This window comes from Streptomyces sp. NPDC092045 (genome assembly GCF_044756005.1).
GTDB lineage: Bacteria > Actinomycetota > Actinomycetes > Streptomycetales > Streptomycetaceae > Streptomyces.
Map to the genome: position 1 here is coordinate 1 of NZ_JBIVSC010000020.1, position 22,126 is coordinate 22,126.

Here is a 22,126-nt window from a genome sequence, read left to right on the forward strand (position 1 = left end):
GCACAGCCCATTCGGCATCCGAAAGCTCATGACGACGCACCACGACAAGCATGATCCCCCATCGCATGATCACCTTTGAAGACGCCCCCTAGGGGATGTCTCGCCGGTCGTGCCGGGCTCGCGGTGTCCGGTGCCGCACCCGGCCGCGCCGCCACCGGTCGCCGGCGCTCCGCGACGCCGCCCCGCGACGCACGGCACCGGACACCGCTCCCTGATCCGATCCGGTCTGGTCGGATCGACAGGACACTCCCGGCGTCTCCGGAGGAGGTGCCCGACGGGCGGGCTTGCCCCTGACGCGCGGGTCAGGGTTTACGGTCCCGCCGACCCGCCCGCCCTCCTCCTGGAGCACGCCGTGGCCGCCCACCGCGAGATCCGGCTGCGCACCCGGCCCGCCCACGGCCTCCCGACCCCCGGCCACCTCGAACTCGTCACGACCGCGCTCCCCGTGCCCGCGCCCCGGGGAGCCGGTCCTCCACCGGCAGGGCTGGCGCGAGTACGCCGCCGTCTCCGCCACCGCCCGCACGCCCCTCGGCGACGCGCTGCCCGACCCGGTCGCCCACCTCTCCCAGGGCAGGACCGCGCACGCCGCCCTCACCCGGGGCGCGGAGGTGCGCCCCGGCGACACGGTCCTGGTGACCGGCGGGGCGGGCGCGGTCGGCACGATGGCCGGGCAGATCACCCGGCTCCTCGGCGCGGGCCGGGTTGTCGGCACCACCGGATCACCGGCCAAGGCCGAGCGGCTCGTCGCCGAACTCGGCTACGACGCGGCCGTCGTACGGGACACCGGCGCGCCCTTCGCCGCACAGCTCGCCGAGGCAGCGCCCGACCTTTCGTACCGCCCGCGTCGGGTCCTGGAGCCTCGCGAAACGACCGCCCGCACCGAGCCCACGAGCCTCGCGAAAGGCCCCCCGCACCGAGCGCTCACGAGCTCTCGCGAAAAGGCCGCCCGCACCGGGTCCACGAGCCTCGCGAAACGACCGCCCGCACACCGCATCCGGCCGCCGCTCGGCGAGAAGGCCGGCCCGGCACCCGGAGGTGCCGAACCGGCCTTCTCGCCGAGCGGCGGGCCGTCGCCCGACGGCCCGCGCGTCAGTCCGTGCCGAACTCCATCGCGGCCCGGTCGAGCAGCTCGTCCTCGTCCGAGGACTCGCCGCGCGAGGCGATGGCCTCGGCCCCGCCCTCCGGCATGCTGCCGATCAGTCCGGTCGCGGCGGCCTGCGCGGCGCCGATGGCCGGACCGCCGCTGCCGATCAGGCCGAGGCCCGCGTACTGCTCCAGCTTGGCGCGGGAGTCGGCGATGTCGAGGTTCCGCATGGTGAGCTGGCCGATCCGGTCCGCCGGACCGAAGGCCGAGTCCTCGGTGCGCTCCATGGACAGCTTGTCCGGGTGGTAGCTGAACGCCGGGCCCGTGGTGTCGAGGATCGAGTAGTCCTCACCGCGCCGCAGCCGCAGTGTCACCTCGCCGGTGACGGCCGCGCCGACCCAGCGCTGGAGCGACTCGCGGACCATCAGGGCCTGCGGGTCCAGCCACCGGCCCTCGTACATGAGCCGGCCGAGGCGACGGCCCTCGTTGTGGTACTGGGCGAGGGTGTCCTCGTTGTGGATCGCGTTGACCAGGCGCTCGTACGCGGCGTGCAGCAGGGCCATGCCGGGGGCCTCGTAGATGCCCCGGCTCTTGGCCTCGATGATCCGGTTCTCGATCTGGTCCGACATGCCCATGCCGTGGCGGCCGCCGATGGCGTTGGCCTCCATCACCAGGTCGACGGGGGAGGAGAACTCCTTGCCGTCGATGGTGACCGGGCGGCCCTGGTCGAAGCCGATCGTCACGTCCTCGGCGGCGATCTCGACCGACGGGTCCCAGAACCGGACGCCCATGATCGGCTCCACGGTCTCCACGCCCGTGTCCAGGTGCTCCAGGGTCTTGGCCTCGTGGGTGGCGCCCCAGATGTTGGCGTCGGTGGAGTACGCCTTCTCCGTGCTGTCGCGGTAGGGGAGGTCGTGGGCGAGGAGCCACTCCGACATCTCCTTGCGGCCGCCGAGCTCGGTCACGAAGTCGGTGTCCAGCCACGGCTTGTAGATCCGCAGGTGGGGGTTGGCGAGCAGGCCGTAGCGGTAGAACCGCTCGATGTCGTTGCCCTTGAAGGTCGAGCCGTCGCCCCAGATCTGGACGTCGTCCTCCAGCATCGCCCGGACCAGGAGGGTACCGGTGACGGCGCGGCCCAGGGGAGTGGTGTTGAAGTAGGCGCGGCCGCCCGAGCGGATGTGGAACGCGCCGCAGGTGAGCGCGGCGAGCCCCTCCTCGACCAGCGCCGCCCGGCAGTCGACCAGGCGCGCGATCTCGGCACCGTAGGTCTTCGCGCGACCGGGCACTGAGGCGATGTCGGGCTCGTCGTACTGGCCGATGTCGGCGGTGTAGGTGCAGGGGATGGCGCCCTTGTCGCGCATCCATGCGACCGCGACGGAGGTGTCGAGGCCGCCGGAGAAGGCGATGCCGACGCGCTCGCCGGCGGGCAGGGAGGTGAGGACCTTGGACATGGGAAGAGTATGCATCATCTCGCATGGTCATGCAAAGAGGATCGGGAAAGTCCCCGAGGAGGGGTCCTCGGGGGAGGGGCTTCCGGGAGCCCCCGCCGCGATCCGCGGTCGACGGCGGTCCCCTCCGGTGGCTCGTTGCATAAAGCTGCGTGCTTACGTATAGTCATGCCATCCATGAGGAGGGTTTCGATGACGGTACGAGTAGCAGTGGCGGGTGCGAGCGGATACGCGGGCGGAGAGCTCCTGCGTCTGCTCCTGGCGCACCCCCACGTCGAGATCGGGGCCCTGACCGGCCACTCCAACGCCGGTCAGCGACTCGGGGCCCTCCAGCCCCACCTCCTCCCGCTCGCCGACCGCGTCCTCGTGCCCACCGCCGCCGAGGAGCTCGCCGGGCACGACGTCGTCTTCCTCGCGCTGCCGCACGGCCAGTCCGCCGCCGTCGCCGAGCAGCTCGGACCGGACGTCCTCGTCGTCGACATGGGCGCCGACTTCCGGCTGGAGGACCCGGCCGACTGGGAGGCGTACTACGGCTCCCCGCACGCCGGGACCTGGCCCTACGGCCTCCCCGAACTGCCGGGCGCCCGAGCCGCGCTCGAAGGGTCCAGGCGCGTCGCGGTGCCCGGCTGCTACCCCACCGCCGTCTCCCTCGCCCTCTTCCCGGCGTACGCGGACGGCCTCGCCGAGCCCGAGGCCGTGATCGTCGCCGCCTCCGGCACCTCCGGCGCCGGCAAGGCCGCCAAGCCGCACCTGCTCGGCAGCGAGGTCATGGGCAGCATGTCGCCGTACGGGGTCGGCGGCGGCCACCGCCACACCCCCGAGATGATCCAGAACCTCAGCGGACCGGCGGGGGAGCGGGTCACCGTCTCCTTCACGCCCACCCTGGCCCCGATGCCCCGCGGCATCCTCGCCACCTGCACGGCCGCCGCGAGGCCGGGCGTCACCGCCGAAGCCGTACGGGCCGCGTACGAGAAGGCCTTCGCGGACGAGCCGTTCGTCCACCTGCTCCCCGAGGGGCAGTGGCCGGCGACCGCGTCCGTCTACGGCTCCAACGCCGTTCAGGTACAGGTCGCGTACGATCCGGGCGCGAACCGGATCATCGCGATCAGCGCCATCGACAACCTGACCAAGGGCACCGCCGGCGGCGCGGTGCAGAGCATGAACATCGCCCTCGGGCTCCCCGAGGACACCGGACTTTCCACGATTGGAGTCGCTCCGTGAGCGTCACCGCAGCGAAGGGATTCACGGCGGCGGGCATCGCCGCCGGGATCAAGCAGAACGGCAACCCGGACCTGGCCCTCGTGGTCAACACCGGGCCCCGCCGCGCCGCCGCGGGAGTCTTCACCTCCAACCGCGTCAAGGCCGCCCCCGTCGTCTGGTCCCAGCAGGTCCTCGCCGACGGCGAACTGACCGCCGTCGTCCTCAACTCCGGCGGCGCCAACGCCTGCACCGGCCCCCAGGGCTTCCAGGACACCCACGCCACCGCCGAGAAGGTCGCGGAGGTGCTCTCCGCGAAGGGCGAGGAGGTCGGCGCCGGCGAGGTCGCCGTCGCCTCCACCGGCCTCATCGGCATCCTGCTCCCCATGGACAGGCTGCTCCCCGGCGTCGAGAAGGCCGCGGCCGAACTCTCCGAGCACGGCGGCGAGAAGGCCGCCATCGCCATCAAGACCACCGACACCGTCCACAAGACCGCCGTGGCGACCAGGGACGGCTGGACGGTCGGCGGCATGGCCAAGGGCGCCGGCATGCTCGCCCCCGGCCTCGCCACCATGCTCGTCGTCCTCACCACCGACGCCGACGTGGACGCCAAGGGCCTCGACGACGCCCTCCGGGGCGCCACCCGCGTCACCTTCGACCGGGTCGACTCCGACGGCTGCATGTCCACCAACGACACCGTGCTGCTCCTCGCCTCCGGCGCCTCCGGCCTCACCCCCGCCCAGGAGGAGTTCGCCGGGGCCGTACGGGCCGTCTGCGACGACCTGGCCCGCCAGCTCATCGGCGACGCCGAGGGCGCCAGCAAGGACATCCGCATCGAGGTGGTCAACGCCGCGACCGAGGACGACGCCGTCGAGGTGGGCCGCTCCATCGCCCGCAACAACCTCCTCAAGTGCGCCATCCACGGCGAGGACCCCAACTGGGGCCGGGTGCTCTCCGCCATCGGCACCACGTCGGCCGCCTTCGAGCCCGACGAGCTCGACGTCGCCATCAACGGCGTCTGGGTCTGCCGGAACGGCTCCGTCGGCGAGGACCGCGACCTCGTCGACATGCGCTACCGGGAGGTCACGATCACCGCCGACCTCGCCGCCGGCACCGAGTCCGCCGTCATCTGGGCGAACGACCTCACCGCGGACTACGTCCACGAGAACAGCGCGTACTCGTCGTGACCGGCGCCACGCGGAAGCACACCGCGCTCCCCAAGGCCCAGATCCTCATCGAGGCGCTGCCCTGGCTCACCCGCCACCACGGCAGGACCGTCGTCATCAAGTTCGGCGGCAACGCCATGGTCGACGAGGACCTCAAGGCGGCCTTCGCCCAGGACGTCGTCTTCCTGCGCCACGCCGGCCTCAAGCCGGTCGTGGTGCACGGCGGCGGCCCCCAGATCAACGCCGCCCTCGACCGGCACGGCCTGGTCAGCGAGTTCAAGGCCGGGCTCCGGGTCACCACCCCCGAGGCGATGGACGTCGTGCGGATGGTGCTCGCCGGGCAGGTCCAGCGCGAGCTGGTCGGGCTGCTCAACCAGCACGGCCCGTTCGCCGTCGGGATGACCGGCGAGGACGCCCGCACCATCACCGCCACGCAGCACCGGCCGCTCATCGAGGGCGAGCAGGTCGACATCGGCCGGGTCGGCGAGATCACCGCCATCGAGACCGGCGCCATCGAAGCACTCCTGGACGACGGCCGGATCCCGGTCATCTCCTCCATCGCACGCTCCCAGGACGACGGACATGTCTACAACGTCAATGCTGATACGGCGGCTGCGGCACTCGCTGCGGCGCTGGGTGCCGAGACCCTGATGGTCCTGACCGACGTCGAGGGCCTCTACGAGGACTGGCCGAACAGCGACGAGGTCATCAGCAGGCTCACCGCGAGCCAGCTGGAGAAGCTGCTGCCCGAGCTCTCCAGCGGCATGGTCCCCAAGATGGAGGGCTGCCTGCACGCCGTGCGGAACGGGGTCACCACGGCCCGCGTGATCGACGGCCGGGTCCCGCACTCGATCCTCCTGGAGATCTTCACCGACGAGGGCATCGGCACGATGGTCGTACCCGACGACCGGAACGGACTGGGGGACTGATGAGCGCCAACGACAGCACCGAAGCCACCACCGGCGACGACGCGGGCGGCGGCAACGCCGAGCTGACCCGCCGGTGGCAGGGCTCGCTCATGAACAACTACGGCACGCCCCGGCTGCCCCTCGTCCGCGGCGAGGGCGCCAGGGTCTGGGACGCCGACGGCAAGGAGTACCTGGACTTCGTCGGCGGCATCGCCGTCAACGCCCTCGGCCACGCCCACCCGGCGGTCGTGGAGGCCGTCTCCCGGCAGGTCGGGACCCTCGGCCACGTCTCCAACCTCTTCGTCGCCGAGCCCCCCGTCGCCCTCGCCGAACGGCTCCTCGGGCTCTTCGGGCGGCCCGGCAGGGTCTTCTTCTGCAACTCGGGCGCCGAGGCCGTCGAGGGCGCCTTCAAGATCGGCCGGCTCACCGGCCGTTCCCACATGGTCGCCACCCGGGGAGGCTTCCACGGCCGGACCATGGGCTCCCTGGCCCTCACCGGCCAGCCCGCCAAGCAGACCCCCTTCCTGCCGCTGCCCGGCGACGTCACCCACGTGCCGTACGGCGACGCCGAGGCGCTGCGGGCCGCGGTCACCGAGGACACCGCCCTGGTGATCATCGAGCCGATCCAGGGCGAGAACGGCGTCGTCGTCCCGCCCCCCGGCTACCTGAAGGCGGCCCGGGAGATCACCCGCGCCACCGGCACCCTGCTCGTCCTCGACGAGGTCCAGACCGGCATCGGCCGCTGCGGCCACTGGTTCGCGGCCCAGGCGGAAGGCGTCGAGGCGGACGTCGTCACCCTCGCCAAGGGCCTCGGCGGCGGCCTCCCGATCGGCGCGACCGTCGCCTTCGGCCCGGCCGCCTACCTCTTCGGCCCCGGCCACCACGGCACCACCTTCGGCGGCAACCCGGTCGCCTGCGCCGCCGGACTCGCCGTCCTGGACACCCTCGCCGCCGACGCGGCCCTCGACCACGTGAAGGCGGTCGGCGAGCGGCTGCGGCAGGGAATCGAGGCCCTGGGCCACCCGCTGGTCTCCCACGTCCGTGGCGCGGGCCTCCTGCTGGGTATCGTGCTCACGGAGTCCCTCGCGCCCCAGGTGCAGCAGGCGGCTCAGGACGCCGGCCTCCTGGTGAACGCGCCCGCCCCCGATGTCGTACGGATCATGCCCTCGCTGCTCCTCACCGACGCCGAGGCGGACGCCTTCGTCCGGGCGCTGCCCGGGGTCCTCGACGTGGTGAACGGGCAAGGACGAAGCGGAGAATGAGACGACGATGACCGACGCGCAGGAGAACGAGCACGGAGGGCCGTCCGTTCCGCAGACCCGCACCGCACGCCACCGCAGGATCGTCGACATCCTCAACCGGCAGCCGGTGCGCTCGCAGAGCCAGCTCGCCAAGCTCCTGGCGGACGACGGGCTGAGCGTCACGCAGGCGACGCTCTCCCGCGACCTCGACGAGCTGGGCGCGGTGAAGATCCGCAACACCGGCGGCGAGCTGATCTACGCGGTCCCCAGCGAGGGCGGCTTCCGCACCCCGCAGGCCCCGCTCGGCGAGTCCGCCAAGGAGGAGCGCATGCGGCGCCTCTCCGGCGAACTGCTGATCTCCGCCGAGGCCTCCGCGAACCTGGTGGTCCTGCGGACCCCGCCGGGCGCCGCCCAGTTCCTCGCGTCGGCCATCGACCAGGCCGAACTGCACGCCATCCTCGGCACGATCGCGGGCGACGACACCCTCCTGCTGATCAGCCGCGACCCGGTGGGCGGCCAGGCCCTGGCCGACCACCTCCTGAAGCTGGCCCAGAAGTAGCCCCCCGGCCCCGGGGGCCCGCGCTCGCCGTCGGACCGCCCCGCGCTCCGACGGCGACGCGCGTTCGGCGGCCGGAACCGGCCGGGCCGGGGGCCGCCCGCACCGCGTCCATCGGCACGCAGCCGCAACGGGCCGCCGTTACGGGCCCGTTCACGCGCGGAAGGTTCCGGCCCCGGCCGGCGAGGACTCGACGCCGGAGGCGCACGGGATCCGGTGGAGCCCGGCGGGAGTGCCGTTCACGCCACCACCCGGCGCGCCCGGGCGCGCAGCCGCGGGTCCGGGTCGCCGACGAGCAGCCGGGCCGCCTCCAGGAACGCGGCGCCACCGGTCTCGGCGAGCAGCCGCAGCGCGCCCTTCCGCACGTGCGGGGCGTGGCCGTCGGCCGCGCGCCGGAGGAGCGCGCCGGCCGGCAGCCGGTCGGCCCACGGCAGCAGCGCCGTCACGGTCTCCCGTACGACCCGCGCCGAACCGTCGTCCAGCAGGGGTACGAGGGGCTCGACCCGTACGGCGTCGAGCCGGCGCAGTCCCGCCACGGCGCTCGCCCGTACGCGGGGCCGCCCGTGTCCCGTGAGCGCCCACAGGGCCGGGGCGTCCACGGCCCGGTCGCCGCACTCGGCGAGCCCGAGCGGCGCGTCGTCGGGCACCCCGTCCCCGGCGGCGCAGGCCGCCCGGTAGAGCGGCAGCGGTTCCGTGCCCGTCTGCCGCAGCACCCAGCGGGCGCAGGCGCGCACCGACGCGGAGCGGTCGTACAGGAAGGGTTCGGCCTCGGCGGCGCGTCCCGTCCTGCGCAGCCCCGTGACCCCGGCGGCCCGCGTCCGGCCCTGCCGGGAGCGCAGGAGCGGATCGAGGAGGGCTCCGTCGGCCGCGTCCCGGACCGTCGCGAGCACCGCGTTCGCGCAGAGGTCCTGGACGACCGCGTCGGGGTCGGCGGCGGCGGTCTCCGCGAGCCGGGCGGGGGAGAGGAGCCCGCGCTCGACGCCGATCCGGTGGGCCAGCCGCCGGATCCGGCGGTCACCGCTCCCGAGCAGCGCGGCGACCCGGCCTCCGGGCCCCTCCCGCAGGGCCCCGGTCAGCAGCGTCCGCGCGGCGTCCCCGCGCAGGCGCCCGCCGGTCAGCAGGGCGACCGCCAGGAGGTCGCCGAACGCCTCGGGCGACAGTCCCGGCAGCTCCGCGCGCAGCACGGACCGCGCCCGCTCCCGTACGGGCCCGGCCCAGTCGGCGCACCGGACGACGACCAGGGGGAGGAGTTCGGGGAAGCCGCGCACGACGAAGAGGGCGGCCCCCCGCGCCCGCCCGTCCGGACCGCACAGGGCGACGGCCGTCTCGACGGCGGTGGACCGCCGGTCCGGGTCGCCGGGGAACCAGGTGTGGACGGCCGGGACGGAGCGGCCCCACCGCAGCTCGGCCCGGACGGCCTCGTCGAAGGCGGTCCACGCGCCCGGGTCGGACTCCGTGAGGGCGCGGGCGAGCTGGTCGGAGAGGTCGTCGAAGACGCTGGTGGGCATGGGCGGAGCCTAGATCCGCCAAGCCGGGGGCGCCGCCGAATATGGGTCCGGAGGCGCACCCGCCGCCGTGCGTTGACAAAACATACGGAGGATTGCATAGTTATGCCATCGTCTTCTCCTGTCCCGCGGCGAGGCCCGGGGCCGGGAAGGCGGCGGTACCCCCACCCTCCCGAGGAGCAGCAGCTGTGAGCAGCAACAACGGTGACGTACGGCTCTGGGGCGGACGGTTCGCCGACGGTCCGGCCGAGGCCCTGGCGAAGCTGTCCGCGTCGGTCCACTTCGACTGGCGCCTCGCCCCGTACGACATCGCCGGCTCCCGCGCCCACGCGCGCGTGCTGCACACCGCGGGCCTGCTCACCCAGGACGAGCTGACCCGCATGCTGGCCGGGCTCGACCGGCTGGAGGCGGACGTCGCCGACGGCTCCTTCGTCGGCACGATCGCCGACGAGGACGTCCACACCGCCCTGGAGCGGGGCCTCCTGGAGCGCCTCGGTCCGGACCTCGGCGGCAAGCTGCGCGCCGGCCGGTCCCGGAACGACCAGGTCGCCACCCTCTTCCGGATGTACCTGCGCGACCACGCCCGGATCATCGGCGGTCTGCTCGCCGACCTCCAGGACGCCCTCGTCGGCCTCGCCGAGGCGCACGCCGACGTCGCCATGCCCGGTCGCACGCACCTCCAGCACGCCCAGCCGGTGCTCTTCGCCCACCACGTCCTGGCCCACGTCCAGTCCCTCTCCCGGGACGCCGAGCGGCTGCGCCAGTGGGACACCCGGACGGCGGTCTCCCCGTACGGCTCCGGCGCCCTCGCCGGCTCCTCCCTCGGCCTCGACCCGGAGGCGGTCGCGAAGGACCTCGGCTTCGAGCGGGGCAGCGCGGGCAACTCGATCGACGGCACGGCCTCCCGCGACTTCGTCGCCGAGTTCGCCTTCATCACCGCGATGATCGGGGTGAACCTCTCCCGGATCGCGGAGGAGGTCATCATCTGGAACACGAAGGAGTTCTCCTTCGTGACCCTCCACGACGCCTTCTCCACCGGCTCGTCGATCATGCCGCAGAAGAAGAACCCCGACATCGCCGAGCTCGCCCGGGGCAAGTCCGGCCGCCTCATCGGCAACCTCTCCGGTCTGATGGCCACCCTCAAGGCGCTCCCGCTCGCCTACAACCGGGACCTCCAGGAGGACAAGGAGCCGGTCTTCGACTCCTGCGACCAGCTGGAGCTCCTGCTGCCCGCCTTCACCGGCATGATGGCCACGCTCACCGTCCACCGGGAGCGGATGGAGGCCCTCGCCCCGGCCGGCTTCTCGCTGGCCACGGACATCGCGGAGTGGCTGGTCAGGCAGGGCGTGCCGTTCCGGGTGGCGCACGAGGTGGCCGGCGAGTGCGTGAAGGTCGCCGAGTCGGAGGACAAGGAGCTGGACGAGCTGACGGACGAGCAGTTCGCCAAGATCTCCGAGCACCTCACCCCCGAGGTCCGCACGGTCCTCGACGTCCCCGGCGCCCTCGCCTCCCGCAGCGGCCGCGGCGGCACCGCCCCGTCCGCCGTCGCCGTCCAGCTCGTCGAGGTCAAGGCGGACCTGGTGATCCAGCACGCCTGGGCCACCGCGAAGCAGTAGGACGCCAGGGGATCACAGCGCCGCCGCCCACTCCGCGAGCGCGTCGAAGTCCGTCCGGACCGGCCCGATCCGCTCGTCGACGCGCAGGAGCAGGGCGGCGGCGGGGTGGTTCCGCTCCCCGTACTCGTGGTCGTAGGACGTGGTGTCGTCGTCGATCCACGCGAACGGCCGCCCCGCCGCGTACTCCAGGATGTACCGCGTCTTCCGGAAGGTCCCGCGAGGGGCCTTTCCGTGCATCTGCGGCCAGTCGACGAACGGCGGCTCGGGCGGCCCCGGCGGAGGCCCTGTCCACTCGCTCGCCTCGCCCCTCCAGGTCGTCGCCCACACCAGCTCGTACGCCTCCCCGAGCGCGAGCGGCTCGCTCCCGTGGTCCGGGTCGAGCCACACCCGCAGCGGCTTCGCCCCCGTCCGGCCCGTGGGGCTCGTCCGATGGGTCTCGTACCCCTCCGGGCTCCGCTCGGGCCGGGCCGCGTACGGGTTCAGCGGCCCGTCCACGTCGATGAGGAGCGGGGGCTTCGTCAGGTTCACAGCATTCCGTTCCCACCTCGGCGAGGCATCGATTTATTGAATGAGACATTGATGTCTCATTCGGTGTACTCTCGTCTCATGTCAGTCGACTGCACCCAGGTGCTCCGCGCCGCCGCCGCCCTGCTCACCCGCAAGGCGACCGCCACCATGGACGAGGTCGCCCGGGCCGCCGGAATCGGCCGGGCGACCCTGCACCGGCACTTCGCCGGGCGCGACGCCCTGGTCCGGGCGCTCGAAGAGCTCGGGCTCCAGGAGCTGGAGGCGGCCCTCGACGCCGCCCGGATCGACGAGGGGCCCGAGGACGGGGCCGTACGCCGGCTCGTCGCCGCGGTCGAACCCGTCGGCCCCCTGCTCTCGTTCCTCGTCACCGAGAACCAGCTCTTCGAGGGCGACCAGCAGAACGAGGGCTGGGCCCGCATCGACGCCCGGGTCTCCGCGCTCTTCCGGCGCGGACAGGAGAACGGCGTCTTCCGGATCGACCTTTCCCCCGCCTGGCTCACCGAGGCCTTCTACGGGCTCGTCGGTTCCGGCGCCTGGGCCGTGCAGGACGGCCGGGTCGCCGCCAAGGACTTCCAGTACATGATCGTCGAGCTGCTGCTCGGCGGAGCGCGCAGGAGCGTGGAGAAGTGACCACCAGCACCTTCAGGACCACCGACCCCACCGAGGGCGTGCGCCGCCCCGGCCGCTGGCTCGCCCTCTCCGTCCTCGTCCTGGCCGTCCTGCTCGTGGCGGTCGACGCCACGGTGCTCGGCCTCGCCACCCCCTTCCTCTCCGAGGACCTCGAACCCACCGGCACCCAGCTCCTCTGGATCGGCGACGTCTACTCCTTCGTCATCGCCGGACTCCTGGTCTCCATGGGCAGCCTCGGCGACCGCATCGGCCGCAAGAAGCTGCTGCTGATCGGCGCCACCGCCTTCGGCGCCGTCTCCGTGCTCAACGCCTACGCGACCAGCCCGGAGACGATGATCGTCGCCCGCGCGCTCCTCGGCGTCGCCGGCGCGACCCTGATGCCGTCCACCCTGGCGCTCATCCGCAACCTCTTCCACGACCCGCGCGAGCGCAGCCTCGCCATCGGCATCTGGGGCGCCATGGCCTCGGCCGGCGCGGCCGTCGGACCGGTCGTCGGCGGCTTCCTCCTGGAGCACTTCTGGTGGGGCTCGGTCTTCCTCATCAACCTGCCCGTCATGGCCGTCCTCGTCCTCGTCGGCGTCAAGCTGATCCCCGAGTCGAAGAACCCGCACCCGGGCCCCTGGGACCTGCCCAGCGTCGCCCTCTCCCTCGTCGGCATGATCGGCGTCGTCTACGCGATCAAGGAACTGGCCTCGCACGGCCCCTCCCTCGACGCGGGCCTCGCCGCCCTCGCCGGCGCCGGCGCGCTCACCTGGTTCGTCCGCAGGCAGCTCACCCTGCCCGCGCCCCTCCTCGACATGCGCCTCTTCCGCCACCGCGGCTTCTCCGGCGCCGTCCTCGCGGACCTGCTGACCATCCTCGGCCTCTCCGGCCTGGTGTTCTTCCTGTCCCAGTTCTTCCAGCTGGTCCAGGGCCGCCAGCCCCTGGAGGCCGGACTCGCCGAACTGCCCGCGGCGGTCGGTGCGGTCACCGCCGGCCTGGTCGCGGGCGTCGCGGCCCGCCGCTTCTCCGTGCGGTCCGTGGTGACCGCCGGCCTCGCGGCGGTCGGCCTCTCCCTCGCCGTCCTGACCACCCTCGACCAGCACACCGGCTACCCGCTGCTCGGCGCCGCCCTGCTCGTCGTCGGCGTCGGCGCGGGCTTCGCCTTCACCGTCACCGCCGACGTCATCCTCTCCAGCGTCCCCAAGGAGCAGGCCGGCTCCGCGTCCGCCGTCTCCGAGACCGCGTACGAACTGGGCGCCGCGCTCGGCATCGCCGTCCTCGGCTCCATCGTGACCGGGGTCTACCGGGGCTTCCCCGTCCCGGCCGGCGTCCCCGCGGACGTCGCGTCGGCCGCCCACGAGTCCCTCGGCGGCGCCGTCGAGGCCTCCGGAGCCCTCGCCCCGCAGACGGCGGCGGCCCTGGTGTCGGCCGGCCAGGAGGCCTTCGTCGACGGCCTGCGGATCGCGGCGGGCGTCGGCGCGGCGGTCCTCCTCGCGACGGCGGTCGCGGCCTGGTTCCTGCTCAAGGGCCAGAAGCTGGCCGACGGCATCGAACACTGACGCGCCGCCCCACCACCGGGCGCGCCCCCTCGCGGACGGGCACGCACCGCCCCGCACACGGAAGCGGCCCCCGACCGCCCCAACCCGACCGGGGGGGGGGCGGGGGCGCGCGGAGACCCAACCCGCCGGCCCCCGGGGGGGGGGCACGGCCCGCCCCCCCCCCCCCCGGCCCCCCCCCCCCGCCGGCCGCCCCCCCCCCCCCCCCCCCCCCCCCCCCCCCCCCCCCCCCCCCCCCCGGGGGGGGCCGCTTCCGTGTGCGCGAGAAGACCTACGCGGCCTTCGCCTTGGTGGCGTACATGTCCACGTACTCCTGCCCGGAGAGGCGCATCACCTCGGCCATCACCGAGTCGGTCACCGCCCGCAGGACGTAGCGGTCGCGGTCCATCCCCTCGTACCGCGAGAACTCCATCGCCTCGCCGAAGCGGACCGTCACCCGGCCCGGGCGCGGGAAGCCCGCCCCGCCCGGCTGGATCTTGTCGGTGCCGATCATCGCGAACGGCACCACCGGCGCGCCCGTCATCAGGGTCAGCCGCGCGATGCCCGTACGACCCCGGTACAGCCGGCCGTCGGGGGAGCGGGTGCCCTCCGGGTAGATCGAGAAGACCTTGCCCTCCTCCAGGACCCGGCGGCCCGTCATCAGCGCCGCCACACCGCCCCGGCCGCCGTCCCGGTCCACCGGGATCATGCCGACGCTGGTGAAGAACCAGGCCATCGCCCGGCCCTTGAGGCCCTTGCCCGTCACGTACTCGTCCTTGCCGATGAAGTAGACCGGACGGTCCAGGCAGATCGGCATGATCATCGAGTCGATGAAGGTCAGGTGGTTCCCCGCGAGGATCACGGGACCCGTCCCCGGAATGTTCTCGGCGCCCTCCACGCGGGGGCGGAACATCAGGCGCATGACCGGCCCGAGCACTGCCTTGATGATCGCGAGACGGGACAACGGTTCCTCCGGTGGGAAGCGGGTCGGGCGAAGGCGGCCGCACCGACGGTGCACCCGGCGACGATACTCGCGGGTCACCACCGCGCGCACATCGGGTTCACCGAGTGGATACGCGGTGTTGACGTGTGTTTCCGCCATGTTCCGCGCAGGTCTGCCGCCCGTAGGGGCTCCGTGCCTAGCGTCGGGGTCACCGCCGCCAGGTGCGGGACATCACACCACGGTTCACTCAGGAGGATCCCTTATGACCCAGGGCGAACGCCGGACCCCGGCACGACGGACGCTTCTCGGCGCGGCGGGCGCCGCCGCCCTCGGCGCCTCCGCGGCCCTCGCCGCCGGCCCCGCGCAGGCCGCCGACGGGGCCCCGCGGACCACGTCGGCCGCCGGGGCGGGCGGCGCGCACGGCCGGGGCCGCGGCTACCGCTCCCTGCCCGTCCCCACCATCGTCGGCCACCGCGGCGCGAGCGGCTACCGCCCCGAACACACCCTGGGCTCGTACCGGCTCGCGCTCGACCTCGGCGCCCACGTGATCGAGCAGGACCTCGTCCCCACCCGGGACGGACACCTGGTCTGCCGCCACGAGAACGACATCACCGGCACCACCGACGTCGCCGACCACCCCGAGTTCGCGTCCCGGAGGACCACCAGGACCGTCGACGGCACCGCGCTCACCGGCTGGTTCACCGAGGACTTCACGCTCGCCGAGCTCAAGACCCTGCGGGCCAAGGAGCGCATCCCGGCCAACCGCCAGGAGAACACCCTCTACGACGGGCGCTGGACGGTCCCCACCTTCGAGGAGGTGCTGCGCTGGGCCGACGAGGAGGGCCGCCGCCGGGGCCGCGAGGTCTGGCTGTACGTCGAGACCAAGCACCCCAGCTACTTCCGCTCCCTCGGCCTCGGCCTGGAGGAGCGGCTCGCCAGGCTCCTGCGCCGGTACGGACGCCACCGCGCGCACTCCCCGGTCATCCTCCAGTCCTTCGAGCCCAGCAGCATCCAGCGCCTGGCGAAGCTGGTCGACGCCCCCGGCGTGGTCCTGCTCTCCGGCGCGGGCACCCGCCCCTGGGACTTCACCGAGGCCGGGGACCCGCGCACGGTCGCGGACCTGATCACTCCCGAGGGCCTGCGGTGGATCTCCTCGTACGCCAAGGGCATCGGCCCCACGCTCGACCTGGTCATCCCCCGGGACGCGAGCGGCCGGCTCGGCACCCCGACCACCCTGGTCCGCGACGCGCACGCGGCCGGGCTCGTCCTCCACCCGTACACGCACCGCAACGAGAACGCCTTCCTGCCCGCCGAGTTCCGCCGGGGCACCGACCCGAACGCCTACGGCGACTCCTTCGGCGCCCTGAGGAAGTACCTGGAGACGGGCATCGACGGCATCTTCTCCGACAACCCGGACACCGCCCTGCTCGCCGCCGCGGACCTCACCGCCCGCCGCTGACACCCCCCGCGGGCCCGGCCCCCGGGCCCGCACACCCCTGCCCCGGCCCCCGGGTCCGTACGACCCCCTCCCGGGTGGTTTACGCCCCGCACCGCAACCACGGGCGCGTGCCCCGGCATCGTGCGGGGCATGACCACCCCCGATACCCTCGCCGCACCGGCACCGGCACCGGCACCCGCACCCGCATCGCCATCGGCACCCGCACCCCCCGCCTCCTTCGCCGACGCGTCGGCCCGCCTCCTCGACGCGCTCGCCCCGCTCCTCGCCGCCGAGTCGGACGCCGAGGCCCCGGCCGCCGGCGTCGACCCCGGCGACCTGGAACAGGCCGTCTGGCTCCGCCTCCTGGAACGCCTCCGGGAGACCGGCGCCCCCGAGCGGCCCGCCGAATGGCTGCGCCGGGCCGTACGCGCCGAGGCCCGCCGCGCCCGCAGGACCGGCGACCGGGAGCGCCCCTACCGGGACGAGCCCGTCCACGCGCCGGGCGGCGCCGAGCCCCACGGCTCCCCGGAGCACTCCCTGATGGCCGCCGAGGGCCGCCGCGCCCTGCGCGCGGCCGTCACCCGCACCCCCGGCCGCTGCCCCGGCGTCCTCGCCGCGATGCTCGACCCGGAGGACCTCACCTACCGCGAAATCGCAGGAGAGTTGGGTATCTCACAGGGGAGTCTGGGGCCGATGCGTTCCCGTTGCCTGGGATGCCTGCGCAGAATGCTGGCTGCGGAGGTTCCCGGCCCCGGCCGTCGGGGAAGGGTGTGTTGAACCGATGATCGACAGATGAGCGGGAGGCGTGCACACATGGGCCTGAGTGTGACCATCTCAGCGGCGGACGCGCGGGACGCGGAGCACATCCTGAAGCTGCAGTACCTCTGCTACCAGAGCGAGGCGGAGATCTACGGGGACTGGTCCATCGAACCGCTCACCCAGTCGCTCGACGCCCTGCGCGCCGAACTGGAGGAGGGGCACGGGCTGGTGGCCCGCCTCGGCGACGAGGTCGTCGCCTCCGTGCGGGCCCGCGTCGACGAGGACGGCACCGTACGGATCGCCAAGCTCATCGTCCACCCCCGGATGCGGCGGCACGGGCTCGGCGGCCGGCTCCTCGACGCCATAGAGCGCCACTTCGCCGCCGCCCCCGAGGCCGCTCCGCCGGTCAAGCGCTTCCAGCTCTTCACCGGCCACCGCAGCGAGGTCAACCTGCGCCTCTACCGCAGCAAGGGGTACGCCCAGGTCTCCACCCGGGAACTCGGCCCCCGGCTCACCCTGGTGACCCTGGAGAAGGCCGCGTAGGTCCTGCCCGGCGCGGATCGGGACCCCGGTCCGCCGGGCACCCCTAAGCGGCGGCCTTGGACCTCCGCAGCCACCAGATCCCGGTCAGCGGCAGCAGCACCGGGATGAAGACGTAGCCGTAGCCGAAGTCCGACCAGACCGTCGCGTCCGGGAAGGCGGACGGCTCGACCAGCGTCCAGGCCCCCACGACCAGCACGCCCGTGAGCTCGGCGGCGCAGCACACCAGCGCCGCCCTGCGGGCCTTCTCCCCGCCCCGCACCAGCGTGTACGTGATGAAGACGTAGACGACGGCCGCCACCGCCGACAGGGAGTACGCGAGCGGCGCCCGGTCGAACTCGGTGGCGATCTGGTAGATCGAGCGGGAGACCGCGCCGACCGACATCACGCCGTACAGCCAGACGAGGAGCATGCCCGGCCCCTTGACCAGACGGGTCGTTCCCTCGGTCGCGGTCATGGTCAGCCCACCGTCCAGATGTCGTAGAGACGCACTTCGAGCACCGCCAGGACGACCGCGCCGGCCGCCACCGTCGCCGAACCCCACCGGCTGCGCTCCGCGAGCGACATGAACCCGGCGATCGGCACCGCGCACAGGGCGCCGAGCAGATAGGCGACGAAGATCGTCGCGCCCTCCTCGGCCTTCTCGCCGCGCGCCAGCTGGACGATGCCGACGATGAGCTGGACCAGGACCAGGAAGGTCACCACGGCCATGCCGATGAAGTGCCAGTCCTTGGTCGGCCGGTCGCGGAAGGCGGCGAAGCCGCACCAGGCGGCGAGGGCGAGCGCGGCCGCGGAGACCGCGACCGTCAGGGCGTCGAGCATGCGCCCGAGGGTATTACGGTCCGAATGACCCGATGCGCTCGGCCCTCCCCACCACCTCCCGCCGCCCGCCCCGCACCTCCCCGGCGGCCTCCCGCGCACCAGCCCCGCCGCCCGCCGCACACGCTCCCTGCCGCCCCCGCGTGCCCTTCCCGCCGCCCGCCGCGCACCCTCCCGTACACCCGCCCCGCCCCCGCCCCCGCCGCCCCGGCGTGGCCTTGGCCACAGAAGGCCCTCCGGCCGGTCCCCGCCCGCCCCCGCCCACCACCCCGTCCCTCCAGGCCACACAAGGGAAGAGAAGCGGAACGGACTCCTCCAGGCTGTCCGAATACCGTCTCAACGGCGTCCGCTATTCGGACGCGCCCCTTTCGTCCCCGACCGTGCGTGCTTTACTTGCAGACATGACCACGACGAGCAGCCGCACCCTTGCGACCGAGGCGATCACGACGCCCGGTGCTCGTTGTACGTGTCGAATGTGCGCCATCTGAGGGCCCCCGCCGATTCCCGCGCCCCGAAGCGAGACCGACGGCCGCACCGGTCCCCCCCCGCCCGACGGCGGCGGACCGTGCCTGCCCCGCGCACCCGCCGACGCCCGGCCACCCGCCGGACCGGCCCCCGTGCGCCTGACTGTCCGATGACGAATGCCCCGTGCGTGACGGACCCCGCGTCGCGCACTCGACAGTGACGGAAACCCCTGTGATCACCACTTCGGGCCTGACCAAGGTCTACGAGTCGCGCGGCCGGCAGGTCACCGCTCTGGACGGCGTCGACCTCCACGTCCGCGAGGGCGAGGTGTTCGGCGTGATCGGCCAGAGCGGCGCCGGCAAGTCCTCCCTCATCCGCTGCGTCAACCTCCTGGAGCGCCCCACCTCCGGCACGGTGACCGTCGACGGCGTCGACCTCACCGCCCTCGCCGGCAAGGGCCGCCGCGCGGGCAAGGACCTGCGCCGGGCGCGCAGCAGCATCGGCATGGTCTTCCAGCACTTCAACCTGCTGTCCTCCCGCACGGTCAAGGACAACATCGAGCTCCCCCTGGAGATCCTCGGCATATCCGGCGCCGAGCGCTCCCGCCGCGCCCTGGAACTCCTCGACCTCGTCGGCCTCGCCGACAAGGCCAAGGCCTACCCCGCCCAGCTCTCCGGCGGACAGAAGCAGCGCGTCGGCATCGCCCGCGCCCTCGCCGGCGAGCCCAAGGTCCTCCTCTCCGACGAGGCCACCAGCGCCCTCGACCCGGAGACCACCCGCTCCATCCTCCAGCTCCTGCGCGACCTCAACCAGCAGCTCGGCCTCACCGTCCTGCTCATCACGCACGAGATGGACGTCGTCAAGACCATCTGCGACTCCGCCGCCCTCATGCAGCACGGGCGCGTCGTCGAGTCCGGCACCGTCGGCGAACTGCTCGCCACCCCCGGCTCCCAGCTCGCGGCCGAGCTCTTCCCCGTCGGCGGCGCCCCCACCGGCCCCGACCGCACGGTCGTCGACGTCACCTTCCACGGCGAGGCCGCGACCCGGCCGGTCATCTCCCAGCTCTCCCGCACGTACAACATCGACATCTCGATCCTCGGGGCGGCGATGGACACCGTCGGCGGCAGGCAGATCGGCCGGATGCGGATCGAACTGCCCGGACGGTACGAGGAGAACGTCGTCCCGGTCGGCTTCCTGCGCGAGCAGGGCCTCCAGGTCGAGGTCGTCGAAGAAGCCGAGGACCCCGAGACCGCGCCGCGGACCGCCGCCGCGCCCGTACTGGTGAAGGAAGGTGCCAAGTGACCTGGTCCGAGATGCAGCCCCTGCTGGAGCAGGGCACCGTCGACACCCTCTACATGGTCCTGTGGGCCACCGTCGTCACCGTCCTCGGCGGCCTGCCGCTCGGCATCCTCCTCGTCCTCACGGACAAGGGCGGACTGCTCCAGAACCGGCCGGTGAACAAGGTCGTCGGCGCGATCGTGAACGTCGGGCGCTCGCTGCCCTTCATCATCCTGCTGATCGCCCTGATCCCCTTCACCACCTTCGTCGTCGGCACCTTCATCGGCCCGACCGCGATGATCGTGCCGCTCGCCATCGGCGCCATCCCCTTCTTCGCGCGCCTCGTCGAGACCGCGATCCGCGAGGTGGACCACGGCCTCGTCGAAGCCGTCCAGGCCATGGGCGGCGGCATCCCCACCATCGTCCGCAAGGTCCTGCTCCCGCAGGCCCTGCCCTCCCTGGTCTCCGGCGTCACCACCACCGTGATCGTGCTCATCGGCTACTCCGCGATGGCCGGCGCGGTCGGCGGCGAAGGCCTCGGATCCAAGGCCGTCACCTACGGGTACCAGCGCTTCGACACCACCTTCATGCTCGTCACGGTGGTCGTCCTGGTCCTCATCGTGACCGTCGTCCAGCTCATCGGCGACGGAGTCGTCCGACTCCTCGCCCGCCGGGGCCGCACGGCCTGAGCCGTCCGCCCCGCCCCCGACTTCGTCCTGCGAAGAACAGTCCGGACTTGTTGTCCAGACGACTACCACTCCACCTGAAAGAGGCACTCTTCGTGCGCAAGAACATCAAGCTCACCGCCGGCGTCGCCGCCACCGCAGCCCTCGCCCTCGGCCTGAGCGCCTGCGGCACCTCCTCCGACCCGTCCTCCTCCAAGGACGCGGCCGGCGCCGCCGACAAGCCCCTCGTCGTCGCCGCGTCCCCGACGCCGCACGCCGACATCCTCAACTACGTCAAGGACAACCTGGCCGAGAAGGCCGGCCTGAAGCTGGAGGTGAAGGAGTTCACGGACTACGTCCTGCCGAACACCGCCACCCAGTCCGGCCAGGTCGACGCCAACTTCTTCCAGCACAAGCCGTACCTCGACGACTTCAACCAGAAGAACAAGACCACCGTCGTCCCCGTGGTCAACGTCCACCTGGAGCCGCTCGGCCTCTACTCCAAGAAGCTCAAGTCGCTGAAGGACATCAAGCCCGGCCAGACCGTCGCCGTCCCCAACGACACCACCAACGGCGGCCGCTCGCTCCAGCTCCTCGCCGAGAACGGCCTGATCACCCTCAAGGACGGCGTCGGCACCAACGCCAAGCTCTCCGACATCACCGACAAGAAGGGCCTGGAGTTCAAGGAGCTGGAGGCCGCCACCGTGCCCCGCGCCCTGAACGACGTCGACGCCGCCGTCATCAACGGCAACTACGCCCTGGAGGCGAAGCTGGAGCCGGCGAAGGACGCCATCGCCCTGGAGAAGGCCGAGGGCAACCCGTACGCCAACTTCCTCGCCGTCAAGGCCGGCAACGAGAAGGACGCCCGCGTGCAGAAGCTCGCCGAGCTCCTCAACTCGCCCGAGGTGAAGAAGTACATCGAGGACACCTACAAGGGCTCGGTCGTCCCGGCCTTCGGCGCCCCCCAGAAGTAACCGCCGTCCGAGGGTCCGTCAGAACGGTTCCCCCGTACAGTCCTTGAACGGAAGGCCCCCGCACCCCGTCCGGTGCGCGGGGCCTTCCGCCCTACCCGACCCGGCCATGCGCACCGGCGGTGGCATGCTGCATGCTGTGCGTTCACGGTCGATTCGGACGGTCCACGGCATGGAGCTGCGCATGACTACCACCTTTCCGGACATCTCCATCAACACGGACCGGTTGGTGCTGCGCGCGTTCGAGGAGGCGGACGCCCCCGCGCTCGCCGAGATGATGAACGACGAACTCGTCGGCGCCTGGACCGCCGTGCCCCAGCCCTACACCGAGGCCGCCGCCCACCGCTGGATCACCGAGCGCGCCCCCGCCGAACGCGCCGCCGGCCGCGGCCTCGACCTCGCCGTCACCGAGTTCCTCACCCAGCGCCTCGTCGGCGTCGTCCGGCTGGGCAACACGAACTGGCGCGTCCGCTCCACCGAACTCTCGTACATCGTCGCCCCCTGGGCCCGCGGCGAGGGCTACGCCTCCGAAGCCGCGCTCGCCACCGCCCGGTGGCTCTTCAACGACCGGAAGTTCGAACGCCTGGAACTGCGCACCGCCGCCGACAACACCGCCTCCCAGCAGGTCGCCCAGAAGATCGGCTGCATCAGCGAGGGCGTCCTGCGCAACGCCTGCATAGCCCGCACCCGCACCGAGGACGGCGGCTGGACCGAGCTGCGCACCGACTTCATCCTCTGGGGGCTCCTCCCCGAGGACCTCGACGACGTCGCCGACCAGATGGCCGAGGCCGGATACTCCTCGTACACCGACTGGAGCTGACGAGCGGGTACGCTCGGCACGCCCCCGACCTG

Annotated in this window: 21 protein-coding genes; 15 read left to right on the forward strand and 6 right to left on the reverse strand. The window is 73.0% G+C overall.

Annotation, left to right across the window (positions count from 1 at the left end; translation table 11 throughout):
- Positions 1-1,089: 1,089 nt before the first annotated feature.
- Positions 1,090-2,535, reverse strand: coding sequence for an argininosuccinate synthase (gene argG / locus ACIQKA_RS29575; protein WP_383159824.1), 1,446 nt, complete (start codon positions 2,533-2,535; stop codon positions 1,090-1,092).
- A gap of 189 nt (positions 2,536-2,724) precedes the next feature.
- Here argG and argC point away from each other — a divergent pair, with 189 nt between their 5' ends.
- The 5 genes from argC to ACIQKA_RS29600 are packed head-to-tail and all read left to right on the forward strand — an operon-like array spanning position 2,725 to position 7,603.
- Complete coding sequence (gene argC, locus ACIQKA_RS29580) at positions 2,725-3,753, forward strand: N-acetyl-gamma-glutamyl-phosphate reductase (protein WP_383159827.1); 1,029 nt, start codon at positions 2,725-2,727, stop codon at positions 3,751-3,753.
- Entirely contained in the window at positions 3,750-4,916 is a 1,167-nt protein-coding gene (gene argJ, locus ACIQKA_RS29585) for a bifunctional glutamate N-acetyltransferase/amino-acid acetyltransferase ArgJ (RefSeq protein ID WP_383159829.1), read from the forward strand. Before argC ends, argJ begins: the two co-directional genes overlap by 4 nt.
- A complete protein-coding gene (gene argB, locus ACIQKA_RS29590) occupies positions 4,913-5,824 on the forward strand; it encodes an acetylglutamate kinase (RefSeq protein WP_383159832.1) in 912 nt (303 codons plus the stop codon). Before argJ ends, argB begins: the two co-directional genes overlap by 4 nt.
- Positions 5,824-7,065, forward strand: a complete 1,242-nt coding sequence (locus tag ACIQKA_RS29595; protein ID WP_402542941.1) for an acetylornithine transaminase — start codon at positions 5,824-5,826, stop codon at positions 7,063-7,065. Before argB ends, ACIQKA_RS29595 begins: the two co-directional genes overlap by 1 nt.
- 7 nt (positions 7,066-7,072) lie before the next feature.
- Complete coding sequence (locus ACIQKA_RS29600) at positions 7,073-7,603, forward strand: arginine repressor (protein ID WP_030214728.1); 531 nt, start codon at positions 7,073-7,075, stop codon at positions 7,601-7,603.
- A gap of 236 nt (positions 7,604-7,839) precedes the next feature.
- Here the strand turns inward: ACIQKA_RS29600 and ACIQKA_RS29605 are convergent, their stop codons facing one another.
- A complete protein-coding gene (locus tag ACIQKA_RS29605) occupies positions 7,840-9,108 on the reverse strand; it encodes a hypothetical protein (protein ID WP_402542942.1) in 1,269 nt (422 codons plus the stop codon).
- A 185-nt stretch (positions 9,109-9,293) separates the two neighbouring features.
- Here ACIQKA_RS29605 and argH point away from each other — a divergent pair, with 185 nt between their 5' ends.
- Positions 9,294-10,721: an argininosuccinate lyase gene (gene argH / locus ACIQKA_RS29610; RefSeq protein ID WP_383159838.1), complete on the forward strand. Its 1,428-nt coding sequence runs from the start codon at positions 9,294-9,296 to the stop codon at positions 10,719-10,721.
- Positions 10,722-10,733: 12 nt separating this feature from the next.
- Here argH and ACIQKA_RS29615 read toward each other — a convergent pair whose 3' ends face one another.
- Positions 10,734-11,243, reverse strand: a complete 510-nt coding sequence (locus tag ACIQKA_RS29615; protein ID WP_402542959.1) for a hypothetical protein — start codon at positions 11,241-11,243, stop codon at positions 10,734-10,736.
- Between the two features lie 84 nt (positions 11,244-11,327).
- Here ACIQKA_RS29615 and ACIQKA_RS29620 point away from each other — a divergent pair, with 84 nt between their 5' ends.
- Together ACIQKA_RS29620 and ACIQKA_RS29625 are read left to right on the forward strand one after the other, a co-directional pair.
- Positions 11,328-11,879 (forward strand): TetR/AcrR family transcriptional regulator, encoded by a 552-nt coding sequence (locus ACIQKA_RS29620; RefSeq protein WP_402542943.1) that lies wholly within the window; start codon positions 11,328-11,330, stop codon positions 11,877-11,879.
- Positions 11,876-13,420 carry an MFS transporter gene (locus ACIQKA_RS29625; protein WP_383159842.1) on the forward strand — a complete coding sequence of 515 codons (1,545 nt, stop codon included), beginning with the start codon at positions 11,876-11,878 and terminating at the stop codon, positions 13,418-13,420. Before ACIQKA_RS29620 ends, ACIQKA_RS29625 begins: the two co-directional genes overlap by 4 nt.
- A gap of 268 nt (positions 13,421-13,688) precedes the next feature.
- On the opposite strand, the gene ACIQKA_RS29630 is transcribed toward ACIQKA_RS29625, so the two are convergent.
- Positions 13,689-14,360 (reverse strand): 1-acyl-sn-glycerol-3-phosphate acyltransferase, encoded by a 672-nt coding sequence (locus ACIQKA_RS29630; protein ID WP_062758594.1) that lies wholly within the window; start codon positions 14,358-14,360, stop codon positions 13,689-13,691.
- Between the two features lie 241 nt (positions 14,361-14,601).
- Between ACIQKA_RS29630 and ACIQKA_RS29635 the strand changes: the two genes are divergently transcribed.
- From ACIQKA_RS29635 to ACIQKA_RS29645, 3 genes are all read left to right on the forward strand, one after another.
- Entirely contained in the window at positions 14,602-15,798 is a 1,197-nt protein-coding gene (locus tag ACIQKA_RS29635; RefSeq protein WP_402542944.1) for a glycerophosphodiester phosphodiesterase, read from the forward strand.
- Between the two features lie 129 nt (positions 15,799-15,927).
- Positions 15,928-16,554 carry a sigma-70 family RNA polymerase sigma factor gene (locus tag ACIQKA_RS29640; RefSeq protein ID WP_402542945.1) on the forward strand — a complete coding sequence of 209 codons (627 nt, stop codon included), beginning with the start codon at positions 15,928-15,930 and terminating at the stop codon, positions 16,552-16,554.
- A gap of 36 nt (positions 16,555-16,590) precedes the next feature.
- Positions 16,591-17,079 (forward strand): GNAT family N-acetyltransferase, encoded by a 489-nt coding sequence (locus tag ACIQKA_RS29645; RefSeq protein WP_366377565.1) that lies wholly within the window; start codon positions 16,591-16,593, stop codon positions 17,077-17,079.
- A 43-nt stretch (positions 17,080-17,122) separates the two neighbouring features.
- Here the strand turns inward: ACIQKA_RS29645 and ACIQKA_RS29650 are convergent, their stop codons facing one another.
- Together ACIQKA_RS29650 and ACIQKA_RS29655 are read right to left on the reverse strand one after the other, a co-directional pair.
- Complete coding sequence (locus tag ACIQKA_RS29650; RefSeq protein WP_376243994.1) at positions 17,123-17,533, reverse strand: hypothetical protein; 411 nt, start codon at positions 17,531-17,533, stop codon at positions 17,123-17,125.
- Positions 17,534-17,535: 2 nt separating this feature from the next.
- A complete protein-coding gene (locus ACIQKA_RS29655; protein WP_383159718.1) occupies positions 17,536-17,898 on the reverse strand; it encodes a hypothetical protein in 363 nt (120 codons plus the stop codon).
- 693 nt (positions 17,899-18,591) lie between these two features.
- On the opposite strand from ACIQKA_RS29655, the gene ACIQKA_RS29660 reads away from it, so the two are divergent.
- From ACIQKA_RS29660 to ACIQKA_RS29675, 4 genes are all read left to right on the forward strand, one after another.
- Positions 18,592-19,662: a methionine ABC transporter ATP-binding protein gene (locus tag ACIQKA_RS29660; RefSeq protein ID WP_383434305.1), complete on the forward strand. Its 1,071-nt coding sequence runs from the start codon at positions 18,592-18,594 to the stop codon at positions 19,660-19,662.
- Positions 19,659-20,327, forward strand: coding sequence for a methionine ABC transporter permease (locus ACIQKA_RS29665; RefSeq protein WP_383159713.1), 669 nt, complete (start codon positions 19,659-19,661; stop codon positions 20,325-20,327). Before ACIQKA_RS29660 ends, ACIQKA_RS29665 begins: the two co-directional genes overlap by 4 nt.
- 92 nt (positions 20,328-20,419) lie before the next feature.
- Positions 20,420-21,277, forward strand: a complete 858-nt coding sequence (locus ACIQKA_RS29670; RefSeq protein WP_383159711.1) for a MetQ/NlpA family ABC transporter substrate-binding protein — start codon at positions 20,420-20,422, stop codon at positions 21,275-21,277.
- A 181-nt stretch (positions 21,278-21,458) separates the two neighbouring features.
- Positions 21,459-22,094 carry a GNAT family N-acetyltransferase gene (locus tag ACIQKA_RS29675; RefSeq protein WP_383159708.1) on the forward strand — a complete coding sequence of 212 codons (636 nt, stop codon included), beginning with the start codon at positions 21,459-21,461 and terminating at the stop codon, positions 22,092-22,094.
- The last annotated feature ends 32 nt before the right edge of the window (positions 22,095-22,126 follow it).